The organism is Pseudomonas sp. AO-1 (genome assembly GCF_019775695.1).
Taxonomy (GTDB): Bacteria; Pseudomonadota; Gammaproteobacteria; order Pseudomonadales; family Pseudomonadaceae; genus Aquipseudomonas; species Aquipseudomonas parakoreensis.
The window spans coordinates 526,008-537,911 of sequence record NZ_CP079947.1 but is presented as its reverse complement, the minus strand read 5'-3'; the positions used below and the strand labels follow the sequence as shown (position 1 = coordinate 537,911).

Here is an 11,904-nt window from a genome sequence, read left to right as displayed (position 1 = left end):
GTGGTATTCGGGGATTTTGGTTAAGGTTTCAAGTCATGGGTTGGCTGGTCTGACCCCATCGCTGGCAAGCCAGCTCCCACAAGGATCTTCAGTGAATGCAGATTTTGTGAACACCTGAAATACCTGTGGGAGCTGGCTTGCCAGCGATGGGGCCAGTACTAGCAGTGAAGAAATCAGGCCGGGGACATTTCCTGAGCCAAGCCGAGGAAGGCCGCCGGCAACCGCGCACCCTTGCGCTCCTTGAGGCAATAGAGGTACTCGGGAATCTGCGGCGCATTCTCGATGGTCAGCACGCGCAACTGCGGATCATGCGGCACTTCCTGGCGGGCAATGATGCTGATGCCGATATTGCGCAGCACCGCCTCGCGGATCGACTCACGGCTGCCGATCTCCAGCAACGGGCCAAAACTGACCCCGGCGCTTTCCAGCAACTCCTCGGTCAAACGGCGGGTGGTCGAACCCGACTCGCGCATCAGCAAGGTATGCCCGGCCAGCGCACTCAACGCCACATGCTCCTGCGCCGCCAGCGGATGATTGCGATGCACCGCCAGCACCAGCGGATCGCTACCCAATACCCGGCGAATCAACCGCGCATCCTCAAGCAACTGCGACGACGCCGCGACATCCACCCGGTAATCCTCCAGCGCTTCGAGCACTTGTTGCGAGTTGCCGATTTCCACCGACACCTCCACCTGCGGCAGACGCTCGCGGAAGGTCTTCACCAGATCGAGGATGTAATACGGCGCAGTGGCAGCGATGCGCAACGTGCCCTGCACCTGACCGCTGTTGCGCAGGAAGAACTCGATGTCGGCCTCCTGCTGCAACAGCGTCTTGACCATCGGCAGCAACCGCGCGCCTTCGTCGCTGACACTCAAACGACGGCCGCCACGGTAGAACAGCTCCACCGAATACTGGCTTTCCAGATTGCGAATCTGCGTGGTCACGGTGGGTTGGCTGAGGCCGAGCTTTTTCGCCGCCAGCGTAATGCTGCCCAGGCGGGCGACCATATAAAACGCTTTCAGCTCGGCACTCAGCACAACCATCCCTCATCGTTTATTTACGCAGCAGGCGCAAACCGTTGAACACCACCAGCAGGCTCACGCCCATGTCGGCAAACACCGCCATCCACATGGTGGCGAGTCCGGCGAAGGTTACCCCAAGAAAGATAGCCTTGATCACCAGGGCCAAGGCGATGTTCTGTTTCAAGATGCTCGCGGTGTCGCGCGACAGGCTGATGAACGCCGGGATCTTGCGCAGATCATCGTCCATCAGGGCGACATCGGCGGTTTCAATCGCGGTGTCGGTGCCGGCGGCCGCCATGGCGAAACCGATTTCGGCCCGCGCCAGCGCCGGGGCGTCGTTGATGCCGTCGCCGACCATGCCCACCCGATGACCCTGTGCATAAAGCGCTTCGATGGCTTGCAGCTTGTCGGTTGGCAGCAAGTCGCCCTTGGCCTGATCGATACCGACCTGCGCCGCAATGGCTTGCGCGGTGTGCACGTTGTCGCCGGTGAGCATCAGGGTTTTCACCCCGAGGGCGTGCAACTGACGGATCGCTTCGCGGCTGGATTCCTTGACCGTGTCGGCCACGGCGAACAGCGCCAGCGGACCAGAACTGTCGAGCAGCAACACCACGGATTTGCCCTGTTTCTCCAGCGCAAACAGCTTCTCTTCGAGTTGCGGCGAGCACAGGCCCAGCTCCTCGACCAGACGATGGTTGCCCAAGTGATAGGTCTGGCCGTTGACCTGGCCCTTCACGCCACGACCGGCCAGCGCTTCGAAGTTATCCACACTCAGCACGGCGAGGTTTTTATCCACAGCCGCATTGGCAATCGCCAGCGACACCGGGTGATCGGAGCGCCCGGCCAGCGCGGCGGCAATCGCCGGAGCGCTGGCGTCAGCGGTCGGGTTGAGCGACAGGTAATCGGTCTGCACCGGTTTGCCGTGGGTGATGGTGCCGGTCTTGTCCAGCGCCAGATAATCGAGCTTGAAACCGCCCTCCAGATAAACGCCGCCCTTGACCAGAATACCTTTGCGCGCCGCCGCCGCGAGGCCGCTGACGATGGTCACCGGGGTGGAGATCACCAGTGCGCACGGGCAGGCCACCACCAGCAACACCAGCGCGCGGTAGATCCAGTCGAACCACACCGCGCCCATGAACAGCGGCGGAATGATCGCCACGGCCAGCGCCAGCGCGAATACCACCGGGGTGTAGATTTTCGAGAATTGATCGACGAAGCGCTGCGTCGGCGCCCGCGCCCCCTGAGCCTGCTCGACGGCGTGGATGATCCGCGCCAGGGTCGAGTTGTTCGCCGCCGCAGTCACCGAGTATTCCAGCGAACCGGCCTGGTTGATGGTGCCGGCGAAGACTTTGTCGCCCACGGTTTTCTCCACCGGCAGGCTTTCGCCGGTGATCGGCGCCTGATCGATGGTGGAACTGCCGCTGACGACTTCACCGTCCAGGGCGATGCGCTCGCCGGGTTTTACCCGCACACGGGCGCCGAGTTCGACGCTTTTAACCTCTTGTTCGATCCAGTTGCCATCGGCCTGCTGCACCGTGGCCTGTTCCGGGGTCATTTGCATCAGGCCGCTGATGGCGTTGCGCGCGCGATCCAGCGAGCGCGCCTCGATCAATTCGGCCACGGTAAACAGGAACATCACCATTGCCGCTTCCGGCCACTGCCCGATCAACACCGCACCGGTCACCGCGATGCTCATCAGCGCATTGATGTTGAGGTTACGGTTCTTCAGGGCGATCCAGCCCTTTTTATAGGTGGTCAGGCCGCCGCTGAGGATCGACACCAGCGCAATGATCGCCACCACCCAGGTTGGCGCGGCGTTGGTGAAGTGGATAACTTCCGCCGCCAGCGCGCCGACGCCGGACAGCGCCAACGGCCACCAGTGTTTTTTTACTGGTGCCGGGGCCGGGGTTTCGACGCCCGCCTCCAAAGGCTCGGCGTGCATGCCCAGCGAGGTGATCGCCTCGGTGATCGGCGCGGTGTCGGGCAGATTGTGGGTCACGCCGAGCACGCGGTTGATCAGGTTGAACTCCAGCTGCTGCACACCGGCCAGCTTGCCGAGTTTGTTCTGGATCAGCGTCTGCTCGGTCGGGCAGTCCATCGCTTCGATGCGGAAACTGCTCAGTCGGACGTCAGCGCTGGTTTTCTCGCTCAGTTGCACCAACGCAGGCGCAGCAGCTGTCGACGAGCAGCAAGAATCTTCGTGCGAATGAACCGGTGCCGGTGCTGCGGCTTTCGACCCGCAGCAGGAATCGCCGCCATGTTCGTGCTTATGCAAAGGCTGCAATTTATGGCTGTGGCTATGATCGTGCCCGTCGCCGGGCTTGTGGGTGTGCTGGGAATCGCTCATTGGTCGCGTCCATGAAGGTGCCTGTTGCCAAGTAAAGACCCTGTAGCCACTATAGGGTCAAGCACCCATTTGGAGATGGCCGTCATGAAGATCGGAGAACTGGCGAAACTCACCGACTGCGCCGTGGAAACCATCCGCTATTACGAGCGCGAAAACCTGCTGCCGGAACCGGCGCGCAGCGATGGCAACTACCGCGTCTACACCCAGGCCCACGCCGAACGCCTGACCTTCATCCGCAACTGCCGCACCCTCGACATGACCCTCGAAGAAATCCGCAGCCTGCTGGCCATGCGTGACAGCCCGCAGGATCAGTGTGCAAGCGTCAATACGTTGATCGACGAACACATCCAGCACGTGAAAGCGCGGATTGACGGCTTGCTGGCGCTGCAGACACAACTGCTCGACCTGCGCCAACGCTGTGGCGAAGGGCCGGGGGCGGATCAGTGCGGGATTTTGCAGCGGCTGGAGGTGAGTGGTGGCGTCGTCGCAACCGAAGTCGAACATTCCCACGTAGGCCGCAGTCACGGCCATTGACAACACCACAAAATATTGTGGGAGCTGGCTTGCCAGCGATAGCGGTTTTACAGACACATCAATGTTGAATGTGCTGCCGTCATCGCTGGCAAGCCAGCTCCCACAGGTTTAATGGCAGTCTGTCAGACCGCCATCGGCGCGGTCATCGGCGCATGGTGCTCATAGCCTTCCAGCGAGAAATCACTCGGCTCCACCAACTCCAGCCACTCCGGCTGGTACACACCGGTTTTGGCAAACTCCGGTACGCGGTCGGAGATTTTCAGTTTCGGCATGGCGAACGGCTCGCGCTTGAGCTGTTCGTTGAGCATGTCCAGATGGTTCTCGTAGACGTGCGCATCACCGATGAAATAGGTGAACCAGCGCGGCGTGTAACCGGTCAGGCGCCCGATCAGGCTCAGCAGCGCAGCGCCTTCGGTGAGGTTGAACGGCGTGCCCAGACCCAGGTCATTGGAGCGAATGTACAGGGTCAGGGAGATCTCTTTGGTCTCGACGTTCGGGTGGAACTGGTACAGCAGATGGCACGGCGGCAGGGCCATTTCATCGAGCTGGGCGACGTTCCAGCCGTGGAACAGAATACGGCGGCTGCCCGGATCGTTGATGATCGTGTCGACGCACTGGCGCACCTGGTCGATGGCTTTGTACAGCACCACGTAAGCCTGGCCGTCTTCTTCGCCCTGGGCGATCTGCTTGTAGCCGTTGCTCAGGGTTTGTTCGATAGCGGCGGTGTTGCTCAGCGGGATCTGCTTGTACGCCGGCCATTTGCGCCATTGCACGCCGTAGATTTCGCCGAGGTCGTCTTCGCCCTGACGGAACGGGTTGGCCAGCCACTGCGCGTTTTCGTTGGCGTTCTGGTCCCAGACCTTGCAGCCCAGCGCACGGAATTCAGCGGCATTGTTCACCCCACGCAGAAAACCGCACATCTCGCCGATGGCCGATTTGAAGGCCATCTTGCGGGTGGTGATCGCCGGGAAACCTTCCTGCAGATCGAAACGCAGCATCGCACCCGGGAAACTGATGGTGTTGATGCCGGTGCGGTTGGCCTGTTTGGTGCCGTTCTGGATGACGTGCGAGACCAGTTCGAGATATTGCTTCATGAGTTACCTGTGTCCTTTGAGCCCCGGCGTCGCGCGCCGGGGTTCGTAGTTTAAGCGGTCGGCGCGAGCGGCGCTGCCGGCGCACGACGATAGGCCAGCCAGATCAGGAACAGCCCGCCGACGATCATCGGTACGCACAGCACCTGACCCATGGTCAGCCAGTTCCAGGCCAGGTAGCCCAGTTGCGCGTCCGGTACGCGGACGAACTCGACGATGAAACGGAAGATGCCGTAGAACAGCGCAAACAAGCCCGATACCGCCATGGTCGGACGCGGTTTACGCGAGAACAGCCACAAGATCAGGAACAGCGCCACACCTTCGAGCGCGAACTGATACAGCTGCGACGGGTGACGCGGCAGCTGCGCCGGATCGCTGAACGGTGGGAAGATCATCGCCCACGGCACGTCGGTCGGCTTGCCCCACAGCTCGGCGTTGATGAAGTTACCGATACGCCCGGCGCCCAGACCGATCGGCACCATCGGCGCAACGAAGTCCATCAGCTGGAAGAAGGTCTTGCCGTTACGCTTGCCGAACCACAGCGCGGCGAGCATCACCCCGATGAAGCCGCCGTGGAACGACATGCCACCCTTCCACACTTCGAAAATCAGCGTCGGGTTGGCGATGTAGGCGCTCAGGTCATAGAACAGTACGTAACCCAGACGTCCACCGACAATCACCCCCATCGACAGCCAGAACACCAGATCGGAGAGCTTCTCCTTGGTCCAGGTCGGGTCGAAACGGTTGAGCCGGCTCGACGCCAGCAGCCATGCGCCGCCGATGCCGACGAGGTACATCAGGCCGTACCAGTGGATTTTCAGCGGACCGATGGCCAGGGCCACCGGGTCGATCTGCGGGTAAGGCAGCATTGCGACTCCTCGTTAGAGTTGAAACCAAAATTCCCGGGCGACGCTGCCACCTCAGGATTAAGCCAGGATTGCGGCCTACTCTGAACCAGAGGCTCAGAGCAGGAAATTCAGGCCCACGCAGAACAGCAAAGCGGCGAACAGCCGTTTCAGCAAGCGCGGCGACAACTTGTGCGCCAGACGCGCGCCGAGACGGGCGAACACCATGCTGGTCAGGGCAATGCCCAGCAGCGCCGGCAAATAAACAAAACCGAGACTATGCGGCGGCAACAACGGATCATGCCAGCCCAGAATCATGAAACTTAAGGCACTGGCCAGCGCAATCGGCAGGCCACAAGCCGACGACGTCGCTACGGCTTGCTGCATCGGCACGCTGCGCCAGGTCAGGAACGGCACGGTCAGCGAGCCGCCGCCGATCCCGAAAATCGCCGAGGCCCAGCCAATCACACTGCCGGCCACGGTCAGACCGAGTTTGCCCGGCACCGTTCGACTGGCCTTGGGTTTGACCTCCAGCGCCAGTTGCACGGCAATCACCAAGGCGAACACGCCGATGATCTTCTGCAGGTTCGGCCCGGAAATCGCCTCGGCGGTCAGCGCCCCAAAACCGGCGCCGAGCAGAATGCCCACGGTCATCCACATGAAGATCGGCCAGCGCACCGCACCACGTCGATGGTGTTCACGCACGGCATTGACCGAAGTGAAGATGATGGTCGCCAGCGATGTCCCTACCGCCAGATGCGTGAGGATCGACTGATCGAATCCCTGCAAGGTAAAACTGAACACCAGCACCGGGACAATAATGATCCCGCCGCCCACCCCGAACAGCCCGGCCAGCACGCCCGCACAGGCGCCCAACGCCAGATAGAGCAGAAATTCCATGACCGTCTCCCAGACGCATCCCCAAAACCGGAGCGGCATGGTAACGGATGCATGCCCTCCGGCTCCACTTGCGATGGATGCACGGACGCCGACTGCGTAGAGTGAGCAGAAAACACACAAGGACCACCTTATGTGCCTGATCGTTTTCGCCTGGCGTCCGGGCCATGCCCAGCCGCTGATCGTCGCGGCCAACCGTGACGAGTTCTACGCCCGCCCGAGCCTGCCGCTGGCGCCATGGACCGACGCGCCGCACGTACATGCCGGGCGCGATCTTGAGGCGGGCGGGACCTGGTTGGGGATCGGCGCCAATGGGCGCTTTGCCGCGCTGACCAATATCCGCGATCCACACCAGCCTCCGGCGCGTAAATCGCGGGGCGAGCTGGTGGCGCGGTTTCTCGCGGGCGATGCGTCGATTGATGATTATTTAAGCGATGTGGTCGCGCGCTCGCCGGAGTACGCCGGGTTCAACCTGCTACTGGGCAATGCCCACGAGCTGTGGCACTTCAATGCGCGAACGTCCGAGCCGGTGATGCTCCAACCCGGGGTTTACGGGCTGTCGAATGCCGGGCTGGATACGCCGTGGCCGAAACTGCTCAAGGCCAAGGCTGCCCTGAGCGCGGTGCTGGACGATCCACAACCTGCGCGGTTGCTGGAGTTGCTGGGCGATGCGCAAACCGCACCGTTTGCCGAACTGCCGGACACCGGAGTCGGGCTGGCGACTGAATCACTGCTGTCGAGCGTGTTCATTGCCAGCCAGAGTTACGGGACGCGGGCGAGTACGGCGTTGATTGTGCAGGCGGACGGCACGCGGCGGATGATCGAGCGCAGTTTCGGGCCGTATGGCGGGCATTTGGGGGAGGTGGAGATCAATACCTGAAAGTGAGCAACCATTGTGGCGAGGGAGCTTGCTCCCGCTCGGGTGCGAAGCAGCCGCAACCCAGCCAATGCGATCTCTCAGAAGAATCTCATTGACCGAATTGGGAGCGCTCCGCACTCCAGCGGGAGCAAGCTCCCTCGCCACAGGGCCATCAGCCTTTTAAAGGGCATTGTTGACCGCCGGCGGATTCATCTTCGACAAGCCGAGATTCTTCAGCGCCAGTTGCAGCGAGCTGTGGATAACCTGCGGATTGTCGATGGTCATCAGCTCGGCCAGCAGGTCCTTGGCCTTGCTCAGGTTGATTTGACGCAGCATCCACTTCACTTTCGGCAGGTTGGTGGCGTTCATCGACAGGCTGTCGAAGCCCATCGCCATCAACAGCACCGCCGCTGCCGGATCACCCGCCATTTCGCCGCAGATGCTCACCGGCTTGCCTTCGGCATGCGCGTCGCGCACCACAGTCTGCAGGGCTTGCAGCACCGCCGGGTGCAGGTAGTCGTAGAGATCGGCCACTCGCGGGTTGTTGCGGTCGACCGCCAGCAGGTACTGGGTCAGGTCGTTGGAGCCGACCGACAGGAAGTCCACCTGGCGCGCCAGTTCCCTGGTCTGATACACCGCCGCCGGAATCTCGATCATCACCCCGATCGGCGGCATCGGCACGTCGGTGCCTTCGTCGCGCACTTCGCCCCAGGCACGGTGGATCAGGTGCAGGGCTTCTTCGAGTTCGTGGGTGCCGGAGATCATCGGCAGCAGGATCCGCAGGTTGTTCAGGCCTTCGCTGGCCTTGAGCATCGCACGGGTCTGCACCAGGAAGATTTCCGGGTGGTCGAGGGTCACGCGAATCCCGCGCCAGCCGAGGAACGGGTTGTCTTCCTTGATCGGGAAGTACGACAGCGATTTGTCACCGCCGATGTCCAGACTGCGCATGGTCACCGGTTGCGGGTGGAACGCGGCGAGCTGCTCGCGGTAGATCGCCAGTTGTTCCTTCTCGCTCGGGAAGCGCTGGTTGATCATGAACGGCACTTCGGTGCGGTACAGGCCGACGCCCTCGGCGCCGCGCTTCTGCGCCCGCGCCACATCGGCCAGCAGACCGGTGTTGACCCACAACGGCATGCGGTGCCCGTCGAGGGTCACGCACGGCAGGTCACGCAGGGTATCGAGGCCCAGCGCCAGTTGTTTCTCTTCTTCGACCACCTCGGCGAACTGCTTGCGCAGCACGTCGCCAGGGTTGGTGTAGACCTCGCCGCGGGTGCCATCGACGATCACTTCGATACCGTCGACCTTGGCGTACGGCAGATCGACCAGGCCCATCACCGTCGGAATGCCCATGGCCCGGGCCAGGATCGCGACGTGGGAGTTGCCCGAACCTAGGACCGACACCAGACCGACCAGCGTGCCTTCCGGCACCTCGCCGAGCATCGCCGGCGTCAGTTCTTCGCTGACCAGAATGGTTTTTTCCGGGTAGACCAGGTTCTGCTGACGCTCTTCCTGCAGGTAAGCCAGCAGGCGCCGGCCAAGGTCTTTGACATCCGACGCACGCTCGCGCAGGTAGGCGTCGTCCATCAGTTCGAAACGGTTGACGTGCTCAGTGACCACCTGGCGCAGCGCGCCCTGGGCCCACTGGCCGGTCTTGATCACGGTGGTGATTTCGCTGCCCAGCGAGGCATCGTCGAGCATCATCAGGTAGACGTCGAACAGCGCGCGCTCTTCCGGACGCAACTGGGTCGCAAGTTTGGCGGACAAGGCGCGCATGTCGGCGCGCACGCCTTCGATGGCGGTCTTGAACAGCGCCAGTTCGGCGTCGATGTCGGTGATGTGCTTGTCCGGCACCACGTCCAGATCCGCTGGCGGCAGCATCACCACCGCAGTACCGACGGCAGCACCCGGCGAACCCGGTACGCCGACGAACTTGGCTTCCTGAATACCCTTGCCCTGACGGCCCAGGCCACGGATCGAACCGGTGGCCTCGGCGTGGGCGATCACGCCAGCGAGCTGCGCGCTCATGGTCACGAGGAAGGCTTCTTCACCTTCATCGAACTGGCGGCGTTCTTTCTGCTGGATGACCAACACGCCGACGACGCGGCGGTGGTGAATGATCGGCGCCCCGAGGAAGGAGGCGTAGCGCTCCTCGCCGGTCTCGGCGAAGTAGCGGTAGCGCGGGTGATCCGCGGCGTTTTCGAGGTTCAGGGGTTCTTCACGCGTGCCGACCAGACCCACCAGACCTTCGTTGGGTGCCATGCTGACCTTGCCGATCGAGCGCTTGTTCAAGCCCTCGGTGGCCATCAGGACGAAGCGGTTGGTCTCTGGATCAAGCAGGTAGACCGAGCAGACCTGGCTGCCCATGGCCTCTTTGACGCGCAACACAATAATCCCCAACGCCGCCTTGAGATCCTTGGCGGAGTTAACTTCCTGGACGATCTTGCGCAGCGTATTGAGCATGGCTCGGGGTCGAACTCCGTCGTCAGTCGCGCGCTAAAAGGCGCGGGGCAAGCTCTTTGAGGGCGCGTCGATACACCTCGCGCTTGAATGTCACCACCTGGCCCAACGGATACCAATAACTGACCCAGCGCCAGCCATCGAACTCCGGTTTACCGGTCAAATCCATCCGCACCCGCTGCTCGTTGGAGATCAGGCGCAGGAGAAACCATTTCTGTTTCTGGCCGATGCACAGCGGTTGGCTGTGGGTACGCACCAGACGTTGCGGCAAACGATAGCGCAACCAGCCCCGGGTACAGGCCAGTATTTCAACATCTTCACGTTCCAGGCCAACTTCTTCGTTCAGCTCGCGGTACAAGGCGTCTTCCGGCGTCTCCTCGGGGTTGATTCCCCCTTGCGGAAACTGCCAGGCATCTTGATTGATACGGCGAGCCCATAGCACCTGGCCGGCGTCATTCGTCAGAATGATCCCGACATTGGGGCGGAAACCATCGGGGTCGATCACGGCAACAACCTCGCAAACGCATGTCGCCGCATTGTTCCACAAAGCTTGATAAGGCGGCAACGAAGGTTCCTACCTTATGTGCACTCTTGTGAAAAGACCGTATTCTTGTCGCCTTTTTACTGACTTTTCAGCGGGTAACTGCAATGCGCCTGGCTCTATTCGATTTGGACAACACCCTTCTGGGCGGCGACAGCGATCACGCCTGGGGCGACTATCTGTGCGAGCGCGGCTTCCTCGATCCGGTGGCGTACAAGCAGCGTAACGACGAGTTCTACCAGGATTACCTGGCCGGCCAGCTGGATAACGCCGCGTACCTGAACTTCTGCCTGGAAATCCTCGGTCGCACCGAAATGGCCGTGCTTGAGCAGTGGCATAACGATTACATGCGCGACTGCATTGAGCCGATCATGCTGCCCAAGGCGCTGGAGTTGCTGAAACAGCACCGTGACGCCGGGGACAAACTGGTGATCATCACCGCCACCAACCGCTTCGTCACCGCGCCGATTGCCGTGCGTCTGGGCGTTGAAACCCTGATCGCCACCGAGTGCGAGATGGTCGATGGCCGCTACACCGGGCGCAGCACCGACATTCCGTGCTTCCGCGAAGGCAAGGTGACGCGCCTGAATCGCTGGCTGGAGGAAACCGGGCATTCACTGGATGACAGCTATTTCTACAGCGACTCGATGAATGACCTGCCGCTGCTGGAGCAGGTGGCGAACCCGGTGGCCGTAGATCCGGATCCGAATCTGCGGGCCGAGGCCGAGAAGCGCGGATGGCCAGTCATTAGTCTGCGCGGCTGATATAGCTATCGCTGGCAAGCCAGCTCCCACAGGTTTTTCAGGTGGTCACACCATTTGTGTTCGCTACAGATCCTGTGGGAGCTGGCTTGCCAGCGATTGAAGCAACGCGGTCTCAAGCCTTAAACAGGCTTGGCGCCCATCAACCCGGCAATCGCGATAAAGCAGACAACACTGAACAACGCCAAGGCAAAAGTGAACCTGCCAACCCCGCCCGGCGCCTTGCGCAAGCGATTCAACCGCACCAGCAACCAGAACCACGCCAGCGCCGCCACGGTGTACAGCACGCTGGAAGCCAGCAGCCAAGTCTGCCCCAGCGGCCAGCCGACCAGATGCACCATGCCCCAGCCGGTGAACGGCATGCTCAACAACGCCAGGCCCATCAACAGCCAGATGAACACCCGTGGTCGCTGCAGAGTGCGGCTGCCAGCCGTTGCATCACCCTTGCGTTTTGCCAGAAACACCCAGATTCCCAGACCCAGCGCACCGGCCAGCAACACTACAGTGGCGACCATGTGCGCGGCTTTCAGGGCAGTTAACGTTTCCATTG

The 11,904-nt window shown here is 61.8% G+C and carries 11 protein-coding genes; 3 read left to right on the top strand and 8 right to left on the bottom strand.

The annotated features are described in order from the left end of the window. Positions 1-173: 173 nt before the first annotated feature. Positions 174-1,037, bottom strand: coding sequence for a LysR family transcriptional regulator (locus KVQ82_RS02520; RefSeq protein WP_098968462.1), 864 nt, complete (start codon positions 1,035-1,037; stop codon positions 174-176). Between the two features lie 16 nt (positions 1,038-1,053). Beyond that, positions 1,054-3,369 (bottom strand): heavy metal translocating P-type ATPase, encoded by a 2,316-nt coding sequence (locus KVQ82_RS02515; RefSeq protein WP_222017864.1) that lies wholly within the window; start codon positions 3,367-3,369, stop codon positions 1,054-1,056. Between the two features lie 84 nt (positions 3,370-3,453). On the opposite strand from KVQ82_RS02515, the gene cadR reads away from it, so the two are divergent. Next, positions 3,454-3,903 carry a Cd(II)/Pb(II)-responsive transcriptional regulator gene (gene cadR / locus KVQ82_RS02510; RefSeq protein WP_007964189.1) on the top strand — a complete coding sequence of 150 codons (450 nt, stop codon included), beginning with the start codon at positions 3,454-3,456 and terminating at the stop codon, positions 3,901-3,903. A 122-nt stretch (positions 3,904-4,025) separates the two neighbouring features. Here the strand turns inward: cadR and KVQ82_RS02505 are convergent, their stop codons facing one another. From KVQ82_RS02505 to KVQ82_RS02495, 3 genes are all read right to left on the bottom strand, one after another. Beyond that, a complete protein-coding gene (locus KVQ82_RS02505) occupies positions 4,026-4,997 on the bottom strand; it encodes a thymidylate synthase (protein ID WP_027610539.1) in 972 nt (323 codons plus the stop codon). 50 nt (positions 4,998-5,047) lie between these two features. Beyond that, a complete protein-coding gene (gene lgt, locus KVQ82_RS02500; protein ID WP_222017861.1) occupies positions 5,048-5,863 on the bottom strand; it encodes a prolipoprotein diacylglyceryl transferase in 816 nt (271 codons plus the stop codon). A 93-nt stretch (positions 5,864-5,956) separates the two neighbouring features. Then, the gene (locus KVQ82_RS02495; RefSeq protein ID WP_047297179.1) at positions 5,957-6,739 is read right to left on the bottom strand and encodes a sulfite exporter TauE/SafE family protein; all 783 of its coding nucleotides are present in this window, start codon (positions 6,737-6,739) and stop codon (positions 5,957-5,959) included. Between the two features lie 130 nt (positions 6,740-6,869). Here KVQ82_RS02495 and KVQ82_RS02490 point away from each other — a divergent pair, with 130 nt between their 5' ends. Continuing rightward, on the top strand, positions 6,870-7,616 hold the full coding sequence (locus tag KVQ82_RS02490) for an NRDE family protein (protein ID WP_222017858.1): 747 nt from the start codon (positions 6,870-6,872) through the stop codon (positions 7,614-7,616). A 159-nt stretch (positions 7,617-7,775) separates the two neighbouring features. Here the strand turns inward: KVQ82_RS02490 and ptsP are convergent, their stop codons facing one another. Together ptsP and KVQ82_RS02480 are read right to left on the bottom strand one after the other, a co-directional pair. Beyond that, the gene (gene ptsP, locus KVQ82_RS02485) at positions 7,776-10,055 is read right to left on the bottom strand and encodes a phosphoenolpyruvate--protein phosphotransferase (protein WP_222017856.1); all 2,280 of its coding nucleotides are present in this window, start codon (positions 10,053-10,055) and stop codon (positions 7,776-7,778) included. Positions 10,056-10,077: 22 nt separating this feature from the next. Continuing rightward, on the bottom strand, positions 10,078-10,557 hold the full coding sequence (locus KVQ82_RS02480; RefSeq protein ID WP_003229203.1) for an RNA pyrophosphohydrolase: 480 nt from the start codon (positions 10,555-10,557) through the stop codon (positions 10,078-10,080). A 143-nt stretch (positions 10,558-10,700) separates the two neighbouring features. On the opposite strand from KVQ82_RS02480, the gene KVQ82_RS02475 reads away from it, so the two are divergent. Next, a complete protein-coding gene (locus KVQ82_RS02475) occupies positions 10,701-11,357 on the top strand; it encodes an HAD family phosphatase (protein ID WP_041072163.1) in 657 nt (218 codons plus the stop codon). Between the two features lie 119 nt (positions 11,358-11,476). On the opposite strand, the gene KVQ82_RS02470 is transcribed toward KVQ82_RS02475, so the two are convergent. Continuing rightward, positions 11,477-11,902, bottom strand: coding sequence for a DUF2269 domain-containing protein (locus KVQ82_RS02470; RefSeq protein WP_198759719.1), 426 nt, complete (start codon positions 11,900-11,902; stop codon positions 11,477-11,479). Between the last annotated feature and the right edge of the window lie 2 nt (positions 11,903-11,904).

What these genes read in the sequence shown, in the direction of transcription:
- KVQ82_RS02515 (WP_222017864.1), bottom strand. Translation starts at nt 3,369, where the DNA reads ATGAGCGATTCCCAGCACACCCACAAGCCCGGCGACGGGCACGATCAT.
- cadR (WP_007964189.1), top strand. Translation starts at nt 3,454, where the DNA reads ATGAAGATCGGAGAACTGGCGAAACTCACCGACTGCGCCGTGGAAACC.
- KVQ82_RS02505 (WP_027610539.1), bottom strand. Translation starts at nt 4,997, where the DNA reads ATGAAGCAATATCTCGAACTGGTCTCGCACGTCATCCAGAACGGCACC.
- lgt (WP_222017861.1), bottom strand. Translation starts at nt 5,863, where the DNA reads ATGCTGCCTTACCCGCAGATCGACCCGGTGGCCCTGGCCATCGGTCCG.
- KVQ82_RS02495 (WP_047297179.1), bottom strand. Translation starts at nt 6,739, where the DNA reads ATGGAATTTCTGCTCTATCTGGCGTTGGGCGCCTGTGCGGGCGTGCTG.
- KVQ82_RS02490 (WP_222017858.1), top strand. Translation starts at nt 6,870, where the DNA reads ATGTGCCTGATCGTTTTCGCCTGGCGTCCGGGCCATGCCCAGCCGCTG.
- ptsP (WP_222017856.1), bottom strand. Translation starts at nt 10,055, where the DNA reads ATGCTCAATACGCTGCGCAAGATCGTCCAGGAAGTTAACTCCGCCAAG.
- KVQ82_RS02475 (WP_041072163.1), top strand. Translation starts at nt 10,701, where the DNA reads ATGCGCCTGGCTCTATTCGATTTGGACAACACCCTTCTGGGCGGCGAC.
- KVQ82_RS02470 (WP_198759719.1), bottom strand. Translation starts at nt 11,902, where the DNA reads ATGGAAACGTTAACTGCCCTGAAAGCCGCGCACATGGTCGCCACTGTA.